The sequence below is a fragment of the Reichenbachiella sp. genome, from assembly GCF_965223055.1.
Classification (GTDB): Bacteria; Bacteroidota; Bacteroidia; order Cytophagales; family Cyclobacteriaceae; genus Reichenbachiella.
On record NZ_CBDCVM010000007.1, the window covers coordinates 22682 to 41553 of the forward strand.

The 18872-nt window shown below is 38.2% G+C and carries 17 protein-coding genes; 9 read left to right on the forward strand and 8 right to left on the reverse strand.

The genetic code is table 11. The features are described from left to right. Nucleotides 1-3: 3 nt before the first annotated feature. From ACOQO5_RS06995 to ACOQO5_RS07005, 3 genes are read left to right on the forward strand one after another with little or no spacing between them, the layout of a single operon-like run. The gene (locus ACOQO5_RS06995) at nucleotides 4-1530 is read left to right on the forward strand and encodes a RagB/SusD family nutrient uptake outer membrane protein (RefSeq protein ID WP_420580975.1); all 1527 of its coding nucleotides are present in this window, start codon (nucleotides 4-6) and stop codon (nucleotides 1528-1530) included. 1 nt (nucleotide 1531) lies between these two features. Then, complete coding sequence (locus tag ACOQO5_RS07000) at nucleotides 1532-2428, forward strand: substrate import-associated zinc metallohydrolase lipoprotein (RefSeq protein WP_420580976.1); 897 nt, start codon at nucleotides 1532-1534, stop codon at nucleotides 2426-2428. A 5-nt stretch (nucleotides 2429-2433) separates the two neighbouring features. Then, nucleotides 2434-3888 (forward strand): DUF4302 domain-containing protein, encoded by a 1455-nt coding sequence (locus tag ACOQO5_RS07005; protein WP_420580977.1) that lies wholly within the window; start codon nucleotides 2434-2436, stop codon nucleotides 3886-3888. A gap of 5 nt (nucleotides 3889-3893) precedes the next feature. Here the strand turns inward: ACOQO5_RS07005 and ACOQO5_RS07010 are convergent, their stop codons facing one another. Next, nucleotides 3894-5810, reverse strand: coding sequence for a tetratricopeptide repeat-containing sensor histidine kinase (locus tag ACOQO5_RS07010; RefSeq protein ID WP_420580978.1), 1917 nt, complete (start codon nucleotides 5808-5810; stop codon nucleotides 3894-3896). A 169-nt stretch (nucleotides 5811-5979) separates the two neighbouring features. Between ACOQO5_RS07010 and ACOQO5_RS07015 the strand changes: the two genes are divergently transcribed. Beyond that, on the forward strand, nucleotides 5980-7425 hold the full coding sequence (locus tag ACOQO5_RS07015) for an aminotransferase class V-fold PLP-dependent enzyme (protein WP_420580979.1): 1446 nt from the start codon (nucleotides 5980-5982) through the stop codon (nucleotides 7423-7425). 57 nt (nucleotides 7426-7482) lie between these two features. Here the strand turns inward: ACOQO5_RS07015 and ACOQO5_RS07020 are convergent, their stop codons facing one another. The 3 genes from ACOQO5_RS07020 to ACOQO5_RS07030 are packed head-to-tail and all read right to left on the reverse strand — an operon-like array spanning nucleotide 7483 to nucleotide 10332. Then, nucleotides 7483-8898, reverse strand: coding sequence for a hypothetical protein (locus ACOQO5_RS07020; protein ID WP_420580980.1), 1416 nt, complete (start codon nucleotides 8896-8898; stop codon nucleotides 7483-7485). Between the two features lie 8 nt (nucleotides 8899-8906). Continuing rightward, entirely contained in the window at nucleotides 8907-9731 is an 825-nt protein-coding gene (locus ACOQO5_RS07025) for an anti-sigma factor family protein (RefSeq protein ID WP_420580981.1), read from the reverse strand. Beyond that, nucleotides 9718-10332, reverse strand: a complete 615-nt coding sequence (locus ACOQO5_RS07030; protein WP_420580982.1) for an RNA polymerase sigma factor — start codon at nucleotides 10330-10332, stop codon at nucleotides 9718-9720. Before ACOQO5_RS07030 ends, ACOQO5_RS07025 begins: the two co-directional genes overlap by 14 nt. A gap of 101 nt (nucleotides 10333-10433) precedes the next feature. On the opposite strand from ACOQO5_RS07030, the gene ACOQO5_RS07035 reads away from it, so the two are divergent. After that, nucleotides 10434-11498, forward strand: coding sequence for a hypothetical protein (locus tag ACOQO5_RS07035; protein WP_420580983.1), 1065 nt, complete (start codon nucleotides 10434-10436; stop codon nucleotides 11496-11498). A gap of 60 nt (nucleotides 11499-11558) precedes the next feature. Here ACOQO5_RS07035 and ACOQO5_RS07040 read toward each other — a convergent pair whose 3' ends face one another. The 4 genes from ACOQO5_RS07040 to dnaG all read right to left on the reverse strand — a co-directional run bounded on the left by ACOQO5_RS07040 (nucleotide 11559) and on the right by dnaG (nucleotide 15929). Continuing rightward, complete coding sequence (locus tag ACOQO5_RS07040; protein WP_420580984.1) at nucleotides 11559-12065, reverse strand: hypothetical protein; 507 nt, start codon at nucleotides 12063-12065, stop codon at nucleotides 11559-11561. Between the two features lie 122 nt (nucleotides 12066-12187). Next, nucleotides 12188-12721 (reverse strand): hypothetical protein, encoded by a 534-nt coding sequence (locus ACOQO5_RS07045; RefSeq protein WP_420580985.1) that lies wholly within the window; start codon nucleotides 12719-12721, stop codon nucleotides 12188-12190. 70 nt (nucleotides 12722-12791) lie between these two features. After that, a complete protein-coding gene (locus ACOQO5_RS07050; RefSeq protein ID WP_420580986.1) occupies nucleotides 12792-13997 on the reverse strand; it encodes a bifunctional 3,4-dihydroxy-2-butanone-4-phosphate synthase/GTP cyclohydrolase II in 1206 nt (401 codons plus the stop codon). A 12-nt stretch (nucleotides 13998-14009) separates the two neighbouring features. Then, nucleotides 14010-15929: a DNA primase gene (dnaG, locus tag ACOQO5_RS07055; protein WP_420580987.1), complete on the reverse strand. Its 1920-nt coding sequence runs from the start codon at nucleotides 15927-15929 to the stop codon at nucleotides 14010-14012. A 129-nt stretch (nucleotides 15930-16058) separates the two neighbouring features. Between dnaG and ACOQO5_RS07060 the strand changes: the two genes are divergently transcribed. From ACOQO5_RS07060 to ACOQO5_RS07075, 4 genes are all read left to right on the forward strand, one after another. Beyond that, nucleotides 16059-17147 carry an Mrp/NBP35 family ATP-binding protein gene (locus tag ACOQO5_RS07060; RefSeq protein WP_420580988.1) on the forward strand — a complete coding sequence of 363 codons (1089 nt, stop codon included), beginning with the start codon at nucleotides 16059-16061 and terminating at the stop codon, nucleotides 17145-17147. 27 nt (nucleotides 17148-17174) lie between these two features. Then, on the forward strand, nucleotides 17175-17438 hold the full coding sequence (locus ACOQO5_RS07065) for a NifU family protein (RefSeq protein WP_420580989.1): 264 nt from the start codon (nucleotides 17175-17177) through the stop codon (nucleotides 17436-17438). A 157-nt stretch (nucleotides 17439-17595) separates the two neighbouring features. Next, a complete protein-coding gene (locus ACOQO5_RS07070; protein WP_420580990.1) occupies nucleotides 17596-18126 on the forward strand; it encodes a hypothetical protein in 531 nt (176 codons plus the stop codon). Between the two features lie 340 nt (nucleotides 18127-18466). Next, nucleotides 18467-18712, forward strand: a complete 246-nt coding sequence (locus ACOQO5_RS07075; RefSeq protein WP_420580991.1) for a hypothetical protein — start codon at nucleotides 18467-18469, stop codon at nucleotides 18710-18712. Nucleotides 18713-18872 lie beyond the last annotated feature (160 nt).

Here is an 18872-nt window from a genome sequence, read left to right on the forward strand (position 1 = left end):
GATATGAAGAAATTGGTACAAAGAATAACCGTATTCATAGTGAATCAAATAGAAATTTTAATTGAAAAATTTAAACAGGGGGCGATTCTAGTTTTAGTATTATTGGCTTCTTGTGATTCGTTTTTGGAGGAGGTTCCAGATAACAGAGTTTCACTCGATGATTTGGATAAGGCAGCACAATTAATGACCAACGCATATTCTGATGCCAGTTATGCTTTTACGGATTGGATGTCTGATGATTTTACATTTACAATTGGTACAACTCTCAGACCCTCACATCAGCAAATGTACGTTTGGGATGATCCATTTTCAGATCCAAATGAACAGGATACTCCCGCTTTCTTTTGGTATCAGACCTATACAGCGATTGCACATGCCAACGAAGTACTTAATATTATAGACGAATTGGAAATTGATGAAGAGGATAGAGCATATAGAGATGCCATTAAAGGTGAAGCTCTTTTAGCGCGAGCGTATGGTCATTTTATGTTAGTCAATTTATTTAGTGAGGACAACTGGATATTTAAAAATGGAAATGGTTTGGGAGTACCTTATATAAAAACGCCCGAAACAAAATTTTTGGTTGAGTATACCAGACCAACTGTTTCAGAAACATATAGTGATATAGAGCAGGATTTAAAGCAAGGTTTGGCACTAGTTGATGATAGTTTCTATTCTAATAGTGGAAAGTACCATTTCACTAGAAATGCGGCTTTGGCTTTTGCATCTAGATTCTATTTGTTTACTGGAAATTTCATTGAATGTCTAGAATATTCCAACGAATTATTAGGAAGCAATCCAGCTGCCTTTGTTAGGGACATGACATCAGAAGAGTTTAGGGCAGCCAAGTCATCTACTACTGGATATCCACAATTATATTCATCGCCTGACTTGCCAAGTAACTTGATGTTGATGAGGAAGATTAGTCTGGTTCAGCGAACAGATTTTGCTTATGGAATTGATCGAAATGATTACGGAAGTTTATTCGCTACAAATGTGTTTGACGAAGCCACAGATGAAAGAGAAAACCCTGCATGGGTAAAAGGACAGAATGCACTCTATCCTGTCCGATATGAAAGTTTGTTTGAAAGAAGTAGTATCAATTCAAATGTGGGAACTCCATATCATATCGCGCTTGCATTTAGAGGGGAGGAAGTATTATTGAATCGCATTGAATGTAATATTCAATTGGGAAATAACGCAGATGCACTTTCAGATTTGCAAATATTGTCGAACAATAGATATTCAGGTGGTGATGTGACTTTAACTATGGAGTTGTTGAGAGATTTTTACCCAGCTACATGGACAGATTTTACCATTCTATATGAGTATTTAATCTTGGAAAGACAGAAAGAATTCATCGCGCAGGGGATGCGCTGGTTCGATCTGAAGCGTTTTCAAGTACCAGTACAACATTTGGGGCCTGATGGGTCAGTAATAGCGACATTGGAAGCAGATGATGCAAGAAAGGTGTTACAAATCCCGACATCTGCACAAGAAGTTGGAGGGTTAGAACCTAATATAAGATAGTATGAAAGGAGTTTTGAAATATATAACGAAGGCAGGAGTTGGGTTTCAACATAGCTTATTATTTGGCTTCGTCGCAATATTGCTCATTTCTTGTTATGAAGATGAGAAGTTAAATACGCCTGTTACAGATATTGAGCAACCTACTACTGATTTAGATATTTATATAGACAATAATTTCGTTAAAGAATATGGTATTGCTGTTCGCTACCGGTACGATGAAAAATTCGTAGATCCAGGTCAGCAGGTAGCACCTCCAAAATTAGAAGTGGTGCGCCCCATGTTAGATCTGATCGATGAATATTGGATAAATGTATATAAAGATGTGAATGGTGGCGAAGCTTATTTTAGGAGATACGTACCAGGAGAAATAGTTTTCTTAGGCGGATTGATTTATAATGGAGATGGAACAGTCACATTAGGTACTGCGGATGCGGGCGCTCGAATTACATTTACAGATGTCAACTCTATAGATGTTAATGATGAAGAATGGTTGCTAAGACAACTACATACTGTTTACCATGAATTTGCTCATATCGTACACCAGAATAACAAACTGCCTTCAGCGTTTGAAGAAATTTCAGCTGAGGGATATACTAGCGCAGGTTCATGGTTTAACCTTTCTGATGATGATGCGCTGAAAAGAGGTTTTGTGTCGCCATATGGCACAAGTAGTCCAAATGAAGATTTTGCTGAGATCATTGCGTTTTACATGGCGGAAAAAGATTTTTTTGATGATTATATCAACTTGGAAGAGAATTGTATAACAGCGGCATGCTCAGACAGAAATGCTGGTAGAATATTGATATTGCAAAAGCTTAATTCTATTAAGGAACATTACTTAAAATCAACTGGTATTGACTTGGATGATTTGAGAGTATCAGCTTTATCAAGGTTATAATCATTATGAATAGAGTGAAAGGACTATATATTGTTATTCTATTTCTTATTGCTTCCTGTAGTAATGAGATTGATAAAATTACTCCTCCCGCGGAAAGAAGCATGGCTGCTATTTCAGAATTGCAAAGTGAGCTCATTGCACCAGCCAATGGTTGGGTGCTGAACTATCAACCAACAGCTGAATCAGGGTTGTTCTATATTCTTTTGAATTTTAACGAGGATGGTTCGGTTCATATCGAATCGGATGTTCCTGGAGATGAAGACTACTTCTTTGATCAAACTATTAATTATCGAATAGATACAAAATTGAGTTTGGAAATGATCTTTGAAACCTATGGTGTATTTCATTTTTTATTCGAGCAGAATGCCTCCACTTTTGGAGCAGAATTTGAATTCATATATCTAGGCAAAGAAGGTGAAAACTTGCTCTTTGCTAGTAAATCTGATAACTCTGGAGATCAAACCGTAATTACTCTCATCCCTGCCTCAGCCAATGCAGGAGATGTTTTTTCTAGAGAGCTGTCAAAAAATATGCTGGCGTATGATACGATCAGTTCATTATTTGTTGGAACCACTCAACAAATTGCATTGGCTGATCAGAATATTTCCCTTTTCTGGAGTATCGGTTTGGACCAAAGAAGTATCAATTTACGCAGTGCCGCCGTAGGACTAACGAATGCTGATATTGTGTCAAATAACAATTCGGTTCTTTTAGACCAAACTTCAGGTTATGGTTTTTTTGATGGCAAATTAGTGCTGACGGATCCGTTCAGTTTCAGTTTGGCGGGAAAAAGTTACTCGTTTTCTGAAATTAGTTTGACTAATTTTTCTGAAACTGGAAGCCCGATGTGTACTGGTGGCTCTACGATGTCTCCAGTTTATACAGGATCGGCCACAGGGTTAGGGGCTGCCACGATGTACAAAACATTGTTTGATACCAAAGGACTTGATTTTAAGCCAATGGAGGACAGCCCATATAGTGTAAATGTGTTTTTTGTAGCCGATGCGAATGGATTTTCACTTTCAGAAAACGGATCTATCAACGATTATTTCCCTACAGCTACCGGTTTTGCTTTCAATTATGGTTTTTTGGATAGTGATAGTGCATATTTCTCTTGTAGTGTAGATTCATTAGTGCAACCGGAATATGCCACTGGGCTTTATTACGAAGACGACAACGGAAACCCTAAAATTGCACTTAGAAAATTTGATGTAGTGAGTGCATCTGAGAATAAGGTGAATATACAGTTTACATCAAGTGTAGACCCCGCTGACGATTATTACCCTTGCGATCTAACTACTGAAGAAAGGGATAATTTAGGGTCCATCACCGATGAAATTTTCGGAGTTGGTGGAGGTGAGGTTCATGCACTTTACTTTCCAGTGGCGACACAACCTGATCTCACGGTTTTTGCCTTGTACAACGCATGCAATAATTACGAGTTTTTGCTGGTTCAATGAACTGATTATACTAGATCAAATTGAATGGTGAATTTGGTGCCTTCTCCCAATTCACTCTCATACCAGATTTTTCCGTCCATTTCTTCTACATATTTTTTAACAATAGATAGCCCTAGTCCTGTTGATACTTCATTTGCTGTAGGCTTAGCACTTAATGTCTGGAATTTTTTAAAGATCTTATTTTTATCATCCTTTGTTAAGCCGGGCCCTTGATCCTGAATACTCAATTGGACAGAATGTCCAATGATTTTTATGTCCAAGGTAATGGTCGTATCAGAATTTGAAAATTTCACTGCATTAGAAACCAGGTTTTCTAAGACTTGATGCAGATGTATACTATCTCCAAGGATATTGCATTCCTTTTCGTTGAAATCACCCTTGATAGCTATGTTTTTTGCTTTGGCTGTTGAATTGAAGCTCGCGATTGTGTCGTTGGCAACTTTTACCAAATTGACTTTTTCTTTATTTTCTGTTTGAGGGGTGGGGCTAAGTGCTTCTACATTTAATATTTTACTAATCATTGAAAGTATCCGATCAGATTCGCTTTTGATCAGGTTCAAAGTATGATTTTCTGATTCACCAAATTCTTGATGCTCTGATTGATGAATCTCTGTTAGACCTTTGATATTGTTGATAGGAGCTCTGAGGTCATGGGAAAGAATTCTAATTAAATTATTCTTTTCATTGTTAATGTCGATCAGGTCATTATTGTGTCTAAACGCTCTTTCTTTCTGATCTTCAATTTGAGCATTCAATTTTTTGCGTTCATTGCTAGACCAAAAAGCTACCATTGCGACTGTGAGAAAGAGAAGACAGGCTACAACAGCTAGTGTAATAATGGCGCGTTGACGTTCAATGATTACTTCATTCAGTCTGGATTGCTCTCTCAGGTATTTAGTTTCTACTTCAGCTTTTTCGGTTTGATATTGTGAGTGCAGAGACTCGATTTTTCTTGTGTTTTCTTCATTGAAGATAGAATCTTTAGTTGCTACATAACGCTTATAATAATTCAAGGCTAGGTTGTAATTATTAGTCTTTTCGGAAATTTCAGAGAGTAATTGTAATGCCTGCGACATATTACTTTTCAATCCATGTGCCTCATTGAGCAACATGCTTTTCTGGACATATTCTCGAGCTTTTTTAGGATTATTTTTCATTAGATAACAACGGGCGATATTGATGTAACTGAGGCTTAGAGTACTCGTGTGGTCTAGTCTTTTGACATTGATCAAGTTTTCCTTCAACAACGTCAACGCTTTGTCTGGAAGATTTGTCCTTATATATAATTCTGCCAGATCGACATTTGAAATTACAATTCCTTCTAAGTCGTTCATAGATTTACGAAGGTCTTGGGCCTGTCGATAATATTCTTCTGCTTCACTAAATTGATCCAGACCAACAAGTGATCTGCCAATGTTTAAATAGCAGTAAGCCATGATGTTTTGATTGTTTATGATTTTGGCATTTTCCAATGCGCGCTGGAAATAATCAATAGCACCTTCGTAGTTGGTTTGGAAAATGTAGATGTTTCCAATGTTTATGAGGGTATAACTGATTTCTTGCAAATCTTTAGAATACTCTGAAGACTTTAAAGCTTCAAAAAAAAGTTCGAGCGCTTTGGAGTAATTACTTCGATTTCGATAAGCAATTCCAAGGTAATTTAGACTGTGGTTGATTCCATTTAGATAATTCAATTCACGAGAATGAGTGAGTGCTTTTTGTGCATAATGAATAGAAGAATCAATCGCTATATTTCTGTATTCCCAACTGATTTGATTGTAGAGGTCAATCAGTGTGCTGTCAGTAGATGCTTTGACCTGCGATTTTAAGCTATCTATTTTATTTAAGGGAAGAGATGATTGTGCTATATTTTTAGACGTTCCAATCCCAATAAAGATAGATAGCAAAAGTAAGAGCCTCATTTTGATTCTAATTAATGAATAACGCTATTTATGGAACGATAAGATGAAGTAAATTAATCAAAAAAAATCGACAAGTGAGCATCACATTTTAATCTAGACACTTAGTCGTTTAATTAATTTGTTCCTACAGGTAGATTTGTAAATTTGCAATCCAAACAACACTGATCCAATGAATTTCGACGAGATAAGACAAAATGTCGTTGGCTGTAGTCAATCATTCGATACACCTTACGGTAGCTTTGAAATGCTATATGCGGACTGGGTAGCGAGCGGTAGATTGTATGGTCCGATTGAAGAGGCTATTACGCTAAAATTTGGCCCATGGGTGGCCAATACACATTCCTATTCTAATAAAACAGGTAGCTTAATGACTACGGTTTATAATCAAGCCAAGCAGATTATTAGAGATCATGTTAATGCTTCTGAAAATGATATGCTTGTGCTTACAGGGTCTGGAATGACAGGAGGTGTTGTTCGACTTCAGCAGATCTTAGGGCTTTGTATGCAACAAAATTCACCAAAACTGGATGAAAAAGAGAGACCGATAGTTTTTATCACTCATATGGAGCATCATTCGCATCATGTGTCTTGGATGGAGACGGTTGCGGATGTGGTTATTGTTCCCCCTGGTAAAGATTTGAAAATAGATCTCAATTTATTGCAAGCCGAGATAGACAAATATGCCGATAGGAAACTGAAGATCGGGGCTTTTACTGCCGGATCCAATGTGACCGGCGTTATTACTCCTATTCATGAAATGGCTGAAGTGATGCACAAGAATGGAGGATACTGTTTTGTGGATTATGCTGCAACAGCTCCTTATGTGGCTATGGATATGCATCCTGAAAATGAACTACAGGCCCTTGATGCTATATATTTCTCTCCTCATAAATTTTTAGGTGGACCAGGTGCTTGCGGCGTTATGCTTTTTAATAAAGAGATTTATAATGGTAAATCATGTGTGCCAGGAGGAGGAAATGTAACCTGGACTACTCCATGGGGAGATTATGGTTTTACCTCCAATGACGAAGCCAAGGAAGATGGAGGTACTCCTGGGTTTCTTCAAGCGATCCGAGCAGCATTAGCTATTCAGTTGAAGGATAAGATGGGGATTAAGAATATAGAGCAACGAGAAGAAGAGTTGGTTGCTAAAGCTTTCGAACGAATGAATCAGATAGAAGGTGTTCGTATAGTGGGAGAACAAGAATCTAAACGTATCGGGGTAGTTTCTTTTAATATCGATGACATACATTATAATGCCGTTGTCAGAATTATGAATGATCGGTTTGGTATTCAGATTAGAGGTGGCTGGGCATGTGCTAGCACGTATTGTCACTATTTGTTCGAATTGGACCAGTCACAATCCAAAAGGCTCACCGATGGCATAGATGGTCAAAACCTAACAGGAAAGCCTGGATGGGCTAGAATGTCACTACACCCTACAATGACCAATCAACAATTGGATTATGCCCTGGACGCTATCGAGTACATTGCCAAAAACAAGCAGACCCTTAAAGAGGAGTATGTATATGATGTGAAGACAAATGATTTCACTCTTCAAAAAGAGGCGGTGGAGGATAATGAAAGACAGGCTGCAGCTATGTTTGTTTTGTAAAAAAAAAGGGGCGCTTGCTTAGGGCGCCCCAGACTATACTTGAAATTATTGTAAAGATTAACTAGCTGCTTTTATTTGAATCTGTTGGATCGCTTCGTTTTTATTGATACTTCCTCCGTCTAAATCCAGTAATGTTTGTTGCTTGACCAATACATTGATTTCACTAGGTATGTCACAACTGTTGCAATCTGTTATTCTTATTTGAAAGAGAATAGATTCATCGCCTTCCAGGCTTTTTATAGTCTTTCCATAGTCTAAGACATTCTTCTTAAACTCGTTGATGAATTGAGGATACAGGGCCATTACTTCCTCGTTTCTTTCTTTTCGACTGAGGTTGCTTTTTCGTTGAGTCGGCATTTTGTAGCTATCCCTTCCTGTTGTGATAGAAGCATACATTTTCATTCTATAGATCACTCCGAAATTTTTTAGTCTTTCATATGATATAGGGGAGGAGGTATAGTAGGTCGTTGCCAAATCCGTTTTGTATAACCTTTGGAAAATACTCGAAAACAATTCCAAATCTGCAGCTACTTTTTCATCACCCTTACTATCTACAAAATTGATCCTGTTTTCAAAAGTTGCTCTGGAAATATTGCCGGCCTTGAAGTCAGCTATATTTTTTCTAGTAGAAGAAGCGCTGAATTTCCCAACTTGAATAGAAGAATTATATAATGCAGTTCCAAATCCTTGAGGACCACCCTTTGTCACTAACATCACTTGTTCACTGTCGGCAAGTTGGCCAATGAGATCCGCATAATCCGTCAAAAAAGTAACCATGACTTGTCTGTATAAAGGCTTTAAGTCTTCAAAATCTTTTTGATAACCTCTGGTTTCATAATTATATCCTCTATCGTCTTCTTCGTCCTGATCTTCGGAATTACTATAAGAGTAGCGGTAAGTGTATTCATCATCGCTTTCGATTACAACTCTATCTACCTCTCTTCGCTCCATTCGGATTCTTTCTTCTTCTCTTTCTTCCTCTCTCTCTCGTCTCTTCTCCAGTTGCTCCATTTGTCTTTCCAGTGCCCTTTCCCTTTCTTCTAAGGCTCGTTGTTGTTCTCTAAGCATTCTTTCATTCTCTCTTTCTATTATTTCCGAATGACGCTCAATCTCTTCCGCTTGTCTGGCTAGCATTTCGGCCTGCATTTCTAGCTCTACCATTTCATCTATATCGATGTGAAAATCATCTTCGTCTAGTACAAATGTGAGGTTATATGAAGGATCGAAATTGTGAGAATAGAATTTACCTGAACTATTGAGGTCGATCATAACTCCAAAGCCTGGAATATAACTGGCCTTTGGGCTGGCAGAATAAAACCGACCATCATTGGATTCACCTTTCACTAGTGATGAGACCACATCTTCAGCAATATTAAGATCTCGATCCATTTTGGTTTGATCAATGTCCTGAGCCCAGATTGTTAGACTGTGGAACGAACATATCACTGCTATTAATTTATTTTTAATCTTCATGCGTGTTCTTATTTACTTTGAGTTTTGACCATATCATACAGGCTGGCTAACAACTGATCTTGTTCCAGTTGTTTCACATCCTGAGTGTTTTGTATTTTGCTCAAGCTAGTCTCAATCAATCGCATGTCGTAGTTTCTTTGATTCTGATAAAATTCATTGAAATCCGCCATGACAGTTTTAACATATTTCTTTTGTTTTTCATTTGACACAGTAAAGAAATTCTGAATAATCTCTTTATTTTCATCATTTAATTGTGCCACATATTGCTGCATCAACTGACCCGTACCGGCTGCGTGGCTCTTCATCATGCCAGTCATTAGTGCCATGTTTTTTTGATCTTGGGTTTGCATTTCAGCGGTCAATTGTGTTTGTATGGCGGCAATTTTCTGATCAGTCGAGGATTCGTAACCATCCATGACTTCAGTCATCCAGGTTTTTACATTTTCCTTATTCAATTCTTCATCTGGTAAAGGAGTGAGTTCACCAAATCCAATCTGCAAACCCTGAGCTGAATTGGATATATTGAAATTCAACAGTGCTGCTGAAATCAGTAATAAACTCAAACCCGCAGCAATAGAACCTACCCATCTAAAGGCTTCTGATTGAAAGAAAGAAATGGTATGCGGTCTTTCATTAAAAACAAAAGTAGGGGGGATAATCTCTTTGTCTTCAAGTGTGCTCAGTGCACTCCTTGTGGCTTGCATACTCTCCATCTCAGCTTTTAGTTCTGGATGTTCTTCCAATAATCCTTCGATTTCCTTGATCTCCTCATCTGGCAAGTCACCATACAAATAGCCGATGATCTTTGCCTCATCTATTTTATTTTCCATCATGGTATGATTCATTAAATGCTCTACTCTTTTCTAAAATCTTTTTTAAATGGCTCAACCCGTAATACAACCTTGATTTTACCGTATTTTCTGAAACGTTCAATATTTCGGCGATTTCTCTAAATTTCAACCCTTCGTATTCTTTCATGATCAAAACCGCCTTTTGCTCTTCCCCTAATTCATTGATTGCTTCTGTCACTATATCACTCATCTCTGATTTGACATAATCTGATTCTGGACTGCTGGTTTGTTCTTGTTTGTACTTTACCTCGCTTACCTCATCAGAAGAAACAAACATTTTAGACAATCGACCGAATTTACGATCTTCTTCGCGACACTGGTTTAGTGCAATTACATATATCCACGACTTGAATTTTTCAATTTCCTTTAATTGCCCTAAGTGGTCAAAAACTTTAATAAAAGTCTTTTGTGTTGCTTCAGTTGCCAGATCATGATCATTAAAATATTTGAGAGAAAAATTATAAATTCTCTTGTGCCAGAGACTCACCAGTTTATTAAATGCCCCCTTGTCACCAAGTTTGGCACGATCAATGATAGTCTCTGAATGATTCATCGCAATGTCAAGCAATGTCGCGGTACTCATAAATACTTAATCGGTTAATTGTGCGTTTCGGTATTATGATGAAGGTGACATCAGAAAAGTTTTAAATATTTGTAAAAAGATACCTATTAAAATTAATAATTATGAAAAATGTCAGTTTGCTTTTGATTTTGACTGCTTTTATGTGGTCTTGTATTGAGGACGGAGCTAAAGAAGAGTCGGTGGCTGAATTTCCAGAAACGTTTACAGTGGATATCCCAAGTACGCTGAGTAATTCAGCAGGATTAAGTGCTGGACGTGTAAAAAAGAATGCAGAGTCTGTTTCTGGCAATACCATTTATGGTGCGCTTCGTGAGTTTATCTATGTGGGTGAAGAAGCTGCTGCCGTATTGCAAGAAATCGTAACTGTAGTAGGCATTGCCCATGTAGCAAATGTCGAAACTTTTACCATAGAAAGTGACGAAGATGGTCGATCTAAGACTTTCACGTTTAGTAATGATGTGTCGTATGACGGAACGAATTACGAACACGAAATGATTGTAGAAGATGAAGATGGTAGTCTCGCACTTCAGGTAGTTTGGAATAGTAATCCGGTGAATGGTACAGCAATTTTAAATCCTTACTATATCAATAGATTAGAAGGAGAGGAGTTTGTAGAGACCTTTTATAGACTAGACTATAAAGAGTCTAGCGATAATTCACAACAAACAATGACTGTTACGATAGATGGTTTTCCAAATTATGAAGAGCTTAACAAGTTGAAAATGACTGTAGTGAAGGAAGGAGATATCTATGAGGTATTTGGAAATTCAAATCACCCTGATTTGGAACTGGTTAATGCGGATCTTGCTGTCGATAGAAACTATGCCTTTATTGCCAGAGCAGATGATGCCAATGATATAGCAATAGCTGAGGTAGCACTACCTCTATCCACTGTTGAAACGGCAGATGTGATGGATGACTATTCAATTTATACTGTTTTTGATGCAGAAATTAAAAGCGTAGGCATTACAGATCAGGATTTGATAGACGCACATTTGACCAATGCCTTGCCACCGGCGTACTTTGATAAATCAACTGGTTTTCTTGGGGCAGGAGATGATGTACCAACTAACGAAGGTTTTACATCGGAGTTTATAGATTTGTCTGATATGTCACCATATGTTCCAAAAGATGTGGCCAATTTATCAGTAACATTTTTAAAGTAAATAAATGAACAAAAAAAAGGGAGCTCAACGAGCTCCCTTTTTTTTGTTTATGTAAATATTTTATTCTTCGTATGGGTTGTTGAATTGTTCCCAGGTAATAGCTCCGCAATCTCCTTGACTCTGATCGCTTGCAATGATTAGTTCATCTGAATTTAATCCTCTTAATGTGAAGGCAACACTGCTAATAAGAATAGCCTCTTTGGTATCGTTATCTTCCCATTGCCAGCTTCCAGCTCTTACTGGAGTACTTTCTTTAGAGGCTTTTGCGTAGTATTCACCAGAAGGGTAAAATCCATAGTAGTATCCCTGCGTGACGTCCTCAGTAAGGTCTTCACATACGCCTGATCCTTCAATTTTACTTATTTTTTGTTTCCACCATTTTTGACCAACAGCAGCGCCTCGACCTGAAGAACTTCCTGATCCAGAAAGTGTAGCGTCTCTTAGCTCAACTTCTACTATATCACTACTTGGGACTCCAGCAAATGGATCGTTACTGTCGTCATCGCTTCCGCAACTGATAAGGAAAATTGAAAGGGTTAGGGTTGAAAATAGCGCTTTTAATTTCATAGCTAATTTTTAAAGTTTATAAGTAGGACTCACATGAGTCTAAACTCAAAGCTATAGAATTTTAAAGCGTATATACAATGAGAGAGGTTTTATCAGCCAAAAATACTTAAAACTACGTATGATCAAAGTGAGTTGTAAAAAGCCGTAATACGAACAATGTCCCTCATTTCATCAGTCTTAAGTTTGTTCACCTTTACGTATTCTCTAACCTGATCAGTGTTCTTATCTAATATTTCGAACAAATGGTTTTTCTTACCCTTATACATTTTCATATTTCCTTTTGTATCGACAAAGTAATATGTAAATGATAATTTTTCTGAAGAGCCAGCTGGGCCATTGAAATAGGCTTGACTATATGGATCGGTGGTCATTACAATTTTCTCTCGCACCAATAAAGAGGTTTGGCCTTCATATAATACTTCAAAAATGATGGGTATTTTATAATTTGATTCGACTTGATAAGGTATGGAATAGAATTGACGATATGTCTTTAAGACGTTGTCGTAAATTTCAAAGTAGAGTATTTTTTTGCTACTAAAAGTTTTAACTTTTTCGTTTTCAACCACTACTTGTACCGCATTGGTTTCCATGTCGTATTTCACGTCTCCCTTCACGGTATCCTGGTCTTCTGTAACCAACCAACCTTTATGGAACATTCGTGAGGAAAACTCTTGCGCTAAGCTGGGAAGCACAAGGGCTGTGAATATGAAAATTATAAAAACCTTTTTAATCATTCCTTAATATACTATGACCCATTTTATCTCGCTTAGTTTCCAAGTACTTTTTGTTGTGTACATTTGGATCTACTTCGATAGGAATGTTTTCCACAATTTCCAGGCCATAACCCATCAATCCTACTCTTTTTGTAGGATTATTAGTAATTAATTTTATTTTTTCAACACCAAGGTCATGTAAGATCTGTGCACCCACGCCGTAATCTCTATGATCTCCCTGGAAGCCTAATTTTTCGTTGGCCTCGACAGTATCCAATCCTTCTTCCTGCAGTTTATAAGCCTTCAGTTTATTCAAAAGCCCAATGCCGCGACCTTCTTGATTCATGTATACAATGACACCTTTGCCTTCCTTTTCTACCATGGTCATGGCATTGTGCAATTGCTCTCCACAATCACATCTACACGAACCAAATATATCTCCGGTTAAGCAAGAAGAATGGACTCTGACCATTACGGGTTCTTTCGGGTCCCAATCACCTTTTATAAGTGCAAGATGGTGTTCTCCTGTACTGATTTGTTTGTAGGCTGTCATTTTGAAATTGCCCCACTCAGTTGGCATATCTACTTTGATTTCTTTTTCAATCAAAGATTCCTTTTCCATCCGATAAGCGATCAAATCTTTGATTGAAATGAGTTTTAGGTTAAACTTATCAGCTACTTCTCTCAACTGAGGTAGACGAGCCATAGTCCCATCTTCATTCAAGATTTCTACCAAAACACCAGCCGGGAATTTACCTGCTAATCTAGCCAGGTCAATGGCTGCTTCTGTGTGTCCAGCTCTTCGTAATACACCGCCTTTTTTTGCCTTTAAAGGAAATATATGACCAGGCTTTCCTAGTTCTTCAGGCTTTGTATTAGGATCAACCAAAGCTTTGATTGTTTTAGAACGATCACTTGCTGAAATACCAGTGGTACAACCGTATCCGATCAAGTCTACTGAAACGGTAAAGGGAGTCTCGTGGAGGACTGTATTTTTACCTACCATGAGTTCAAGGCCCAATTCATCACATCTTTCTTCTACCAATGGGGCACAGATGAGCCCTCTACCATGTGTGGCCATAAAATTGACAATCTCAGGGGTGATGCTTTCTGCTGCACAAATAAAATCTCCTTCATTCTCTCTGTCTTCATCATCAACTACAATGATAACTTCTCCATTCTTTATTGCCTCAATCGCTTCTGATACAGGGTCTAGCATATTACTTTGGGTTTACTTCACAGTTACGTTTCCTAGGGTTTTTGCGATGGTCATTTCCATGCTTTTTAAATCTCCTTGGATGCTTAAAAATTTATTGATTTGCTCTTCTTCACTTGCTGATTTAATGTTTTCCATATTTTCAGCAATCATCTTTTGAATGATACGGAATTTGAGCCGCAAGATATTCGTATATGTTGAATTTTTTAATGTTTGAGATTCATGAGCCACATGAATTTGAAATTTTTCTGACCAGTTGGTACTGATCTCATAGCGTTCAGTCGATAAATCCACTGCTGCTTGTTTGACTGAAAGGTCGTCATGGTCAAGAAATTGTTGTATAGTACTGATTTGACCATTAGCTAAATTCTCTTTAAATATTTCTAGAATTTTATTGTAGATGGGTGTTTCAAACGAAATATCCTCAGATTCGGACATGAAGTAATCTGCCAGAGAAATTTCGCCTTCTTCCAATCCTTCAACCAGTTCAGAGCCGTAGTTGATGAGCATTCGAATACTCTCTCGTTCCTGGATCTTGATGATTTCATCTCGACTGATTTTGGTTTCAGTCTTTTCAGGCTCATAAGCTTCCTGCGGGATTTCAGGCGAGGGTGCTTCCCATTTTTCTTTGCTGTTTTTTAATAAAAGCTTATTGGTTTCACTTATCAACGTTTCTTCATCCACGTGCAGTAATCGACTACATTCCTGAATGTAAACGGTTCTTTGAATTGGGTCGGGAATCAAAGAAATGCTTTGTACTATTTCGCGGATACTCTCCGCTTTTTTTATAGGATCGTCTCCACCTTCTTTTAAGAAAATGCCTGTCTTAAAGGCGATGAAGTCTTGTGCGTTTTCATCGAGATATTCTTTGAAAGCTTCACCACCTAATTGCTTAGAGTAACTGTCCGGATCTTCACCCTCGGGGAAAGGAACTGCTTTCACATTTAAACCTCCAGTGAGCATCATATCTATGCCACGCATAGAGGCTTTGATTCCGGCTTTGTCACCATCGAATAATACAGTGACATTTTTGGTATAGCGTTGGATCAATTTGATTTGGTCGTCTGTCAATGAAGTACCCGAAGAGGCCACTACATTGGTGATGCCTGCTTGGCTCAATGAGACCACATCCGTATATCCTTCTACCAGATAGCAGTTCTCCTGGTTTCTAATTTCATTTTTAGCCTGAAAAATACCATAGAGAATTTTGCTTTTGGTATAAAGCTCAGTCTCAGGGCTGTTGATATACTTTGGCCCTTTTTCGTTTGATTTAAGTGTTCTGGCTCCAAATGCTATTACTTTTCCTGTAATGTTGTGAATGGGGAATACAACTCTACCTCGAAACCGGTCATAAGCTTTGTCTTCCTTGACTATTTTAAGCCCAGTTTGCTCGAGAAACTCATCTTTGTGCCCAGCTCCTTTAGCGGCATCTATAAGACCTTGCCATTGATCCAGCGAATATCCCAGGTCGAATCGTTTGATTGTCTCTTCGCTGAAGCCTCGTTCTTTAAAGTAAGAGAGTCCAATGCTTTTGCCTTCGTCTGTTTCCCAAAGATTTTCTATGAAATGATCTTTGGCGAAATTGAGTGTGATGAATAAACTCTCCCGCAAGCTTTGCTCTGCTTGATAGTTGGGGTCAACTTCATCTTCTTCAATGGTAATAGCATATTTCTGAGCCAGATACTTCAACGCTTCAATATAGCTCAGCCCATCTACTTCCATAAGGAATGAAATGGCGTCGCCTCCTTTCCCAGTACTAAAACACTTAAAAATGCCTTTGGCTGGGGAAACCATGAATGAAGGTGTCTTTTCATTCGTAAATGGGCTAAGGGCTTTGTAACTGGATCCGGATTTTTTGAGGGCGACAAAGTCACTTACTACCTCATAGATGTCCATCCTGCTTTTGATTTCTTCTATGGTTTGACTTTTGATCAACTAGATGTAAGGATTTTGATTCTGCCCGTATGGGACTGCAAATCTAAAACGAAATTGCCTGATTTTGTGATACAAAACCGGTATATCCTTTAACTTGCAAAAAAATTGTAGAACAAGCCATTTTTAATCTTGAAAATCACAGATAAGGAAGTATTGCAGGTGCTGAGTAAGGTTCAGGATCCTGATCTTAAAAAAGATTTGGTCACGCTAGGTATGATTCAAAAAATTGAAATTACGGAAGAAGCTTTGTCTTTCTCCGTTGTACTTACTACACCGGCCTGTCCGTTAAAAGAGGTGATTAAAAATGATTGTTTGAAAGCACTGGAGCCTATTCTGAATGGGTTGAAGGTAAATATAGATATGACTTCTGATGTGACTAGTGTGAGAAGTAAGTCTATGATTTTACCAAATGTAAAGAATATTATAGCAGTCGCTTCCGGTAAAGGAGGCGTTGGTAAGTCTACGGTAACAGCCAATTTAGCTGTCGCATTAGCCAAATCAGGTGCAAGTGTAGGGATCATTGATGCTGATATTTTTGGACCTTCGATGCCTACGATGTTTGACTGTGAGCACGAACAGCCAAGCATGGTCGAAGAGAATGGCAAAAATATGCTCATTCCAATTGAAAAGTATGGTGTGAAGGTGCTGTCTATTGGATTCTTAACTCCAAAGGACAATGCGATTATTTGGCGTGGGCCAATGGCCAGTTCTGCATTGAAGCAATTCATAAGCGATGTAAAGTGGGGCGAGCTGGATTATTTACTCATTGACCTCCCACCTGGAACAAGTGATATTCATTTGACTTTGGTTCAATCCGTACCAGTAACTGGTGCTGTGATCGTAACAACTCCACAAAAAGTAGCTATAGCAGATGCACAGAAAGGGCTTTCAATGTTCAAACAACCACAAATTAATGTGCCGTTGCTAGGCGTAGTGGAAAACATGGCCTATTTCACACCTGAAGAACTGCCTGACAATAAGTACTACTTATTTGGAAAAGAAGGAGGGAAAAAAATGGCAGAAAAGTATGAGATTCCGTTTTTGGGAGAAATCCCAATTGTTCAGTCCATTCGTGAAAGTGGAGATAGTGGGTACCCTGCAGTTATGAAAGAAGGAATCACAGAAGAAGCTTTCAATGAATTGGCACAAACTGTGGCGAGACAAGTAGCCATTAGAAATGCCTCGAAAGAAAAGACAAAGATTGTTCAAATGAACTAAATTTACAGTACGTAAGTCATTGACCCTATGGAAGCAGAAAAGAAACAAGAGCTTTTAGCAAGAATTGATCAGGCAATAAAAAATATCAGGCCCTATCTGGAAGCGGATGGCGGTGATGTAAAATTGCTTGATATTGATGATGACTATGTGGTACAGGTAGAATTGCTTGGTGCTTGTGAATCTTGTCCAATGTCTCCAATGACGATGAAAGCTGGAATTGAAGAAGCCGTAAAACGAGTCGCTCCAGAAGTAAAAGCTATTAATGCCGTTAATGTTGCTTCCATTAGCTAATTCTATTTCCTACCTAACTTCCCAATTTATTCAAGTTCTTTTCGTTCATTCAAAATGGTATTTGGGAATTAAAGAACATTTCAAATTGAAATTCATTTGCTTTTTTGTGCTGATTAGTTGTTGCCATTTGTCTTTAGCTCAAGACAGGTGTGGCACAATGCTCTTCAATAAGGCTACCTCTAGCATGGATGAAGAAGAGCAGAAAATTCAATTTGAAAATTGGCTAAAGCAAAAAATATTTCAAAAACAGATTGTCAAACAGCAGCGAGTTGCCGGCTTGCAAAGCGAAACAGTGTACGAAATTCCAGTGGTGGTGCACGTTGTACATCAATCTGATGAGACTGAAGGAGTAGCTGGAAATATCCCAGTAGGTCAAATCACTTCTCAAATCTTAACGCTGAATGAAGATTTTCGTCGAATGAATGCAGATAAGGATCAGACACCTGCCATGTTTCATCCGGATACAGCGGACGTTAAAGTCGAATTTGTATTGGCCAAGAGAGACCCGGAAGGCTTGCCAACCAATGGGATAGTGCGAGTAGTCGGAAATCAGAATTCATATACCATCAATGAAGCAGAAGCACTTGCAGCCAATAGCTATTGGCCTGCAGAAGAATATCTCAATATATGGGTAGCAAATTTGAGTGGTGGTTTGCTTGGATTTGCAAAATTTCCAGTTTTCAAATGAACCTGGTATGGATAAAGATCCTAACCTCAACCGATTGATAGACGGAGTTTATGTCGATTATGAATATTTCGGAAACAGGATTCAATGCAGATGATTTTTCTAAAGGTAGAACACTTGTACATGAAGTAGGCCATTGGCTGGGTCTGCGACAATATATGGGGTGATGGCGGTTGTGGAGTGGATGACTTCTGTGAGGATACACCATTACAAGGAAGTAGCAGTTCTGGTTGTCCGCCAGTCGATCAAGTCTCTTGCTCCACGATAGATATGTTTCAAAACTATATGGATTATACGGATGACGAGTGTATGAATCTATTTTCGAAATGCCAAAGGTAGCCGAATGAGAACTGTATTGGAGAACAGCCCAAGAAGGAAAGAATTGCTGATAAGTCCAGGAAAGGTTGATGCCGTCATGGTAGCTAATGATTTAGGGATACGCTCAGTGATTTCACCTACGTTCGGAAATTGTAATTTGGAGTTTGCCCCACAAGTTGAGGTGAAAAATTATGGCACAAATGATATTACGAGTTTTTGCCTTGCAGGTTTTGTTGGATGGAGAATTAGTGGTCACAGACTCATTCATTGAAACATTGAAATCCACTACAATCTGTTTTTTTAGATTTATCTGAGATTTCAATAACAACGGAAGTTGATGAAATTTCAATTAAAATAGAATCTGTAAACGACGGGGTAGATGGAAATGTGGATAATGATTGTGAGGCAGTAATTACTTTTTTTCCCTCTAA

What these genes read in the sequence shown, in the direction of transcription:
- ACOQO5_RS06995 (WP_420580975.1), top strand. Translation starts at nt 4, where the DNA reads ATGAAGAAATTGGTACAAAGAATAACCGTATTCATAGTGAATCAAATA.
- ACOQO5_RS07000 (WP_420580976.1), top strand. Translation starts at nt 1,532, where the DNA reads ATGAAAGGAGTTTTGAAATATATAACGAAGGCAGGAGTTGGGTTTCAA.
- ACOQO5_RS07005 (WP_420580977.1), top strand. Translation starts at nt 2,434, where the DNA reads ATGAATAGAGTGAAAGGACTATATATTGTTATTCTATTTCTTATTGCT.
- ACOQO5_RS07010 (WP_420580978.1), bottom strand. Translation starts at nt 5,810, where the DNA reads ATGAGGCTCTTACTTTTGCTATCTATCTTTATTGGGATTGGAACGTCT.
- ACOQO5_RS07015 (WP_420580979.1), top strand. Translation starts at nt 5,980, where the DNA reads ATGAATTTCGACGAGATAAGACAAAATGTCGTTGGCTGTAGTCAATCA.
- ACOQO5_RS07020 (WP_420580980.1), bottom strand. Translation starts at nt 8,898, where the DNA reads ATGAAGATTAAAAATAAATTAATAGCAGTGATATGTTCGTTCCACAGT.
- ACOQO5_RS07025 (WP_420580981.1), bottom strand. Translation starts at nt 9,731, where the DNA reads ATGATGGAAAATAAAATAGATGAGGCAAAGATCATCGGCTATTTGTAT.
- ACOQO5_RS07030 (WP_420580982.1), bottom strand. Translation starts at nt 10,332, where the DNA reads ATGAGTACCGCGACATTGCTTGACATTGCGATGAATCATTCAGAGACT.
- ACOQO5_RS07035 (WP_420580983.1), top strand. Translation starts at nt 10,434, where the DNA reads ATGAAAAATGTCAGTTTGCTTTTGATTTTGACTGCTTTTATGTGGTCT.
- ACOQO5_RS07040 (WP_420580984.1), bottom strand. Translation starts at nt 12,065, where the DNA reads ATGAAATTAAAAGCGCTATTTTCAACCCTAACCCTTTCAATTTTCCTT.
- ACOQO5_RS07045 (WP_420580985.1), bottom strand. Translation starts at nt 12,721, where the DNA reads ATGTTCCATAAAGGTTGGTTGGTTACAGAAGACCAGGATACCGTGAAG.
- ACOQO5_RS07050 (WP_420580986.1), bottom strand. Translation starts at nt 13,997, where the DNA reads ATGCTAGACCCTGTATCAGAAGCGATTGAGGCAATAAAGAATGGAGAA.
- ACOQO5_RS07065 (WP_420580989.1), top strand. Translation starts at nt 17,175, where the DNA reads ATGGAAGCAGAAAAGAAACAAGAGCTTTTAGCAAGAATTGATCAGGCA.
- ACOQO5_RS07070 (WP_420580990.1), top strand. Translation starts at nt 17,596, where the DNA reads ATGCTCTTCAATAAGGCTACCTCTAGCATGGATGAAGAAGAGCAGAAA.
- ACOQO5_RS07075 (WP_420580991.1), top strand. Translation starts at nt 18,467, where the DNA reads ATGAGAACTGTATTGGAGAACAGCCCAAGAAGGAAAGAATTGCTGATA.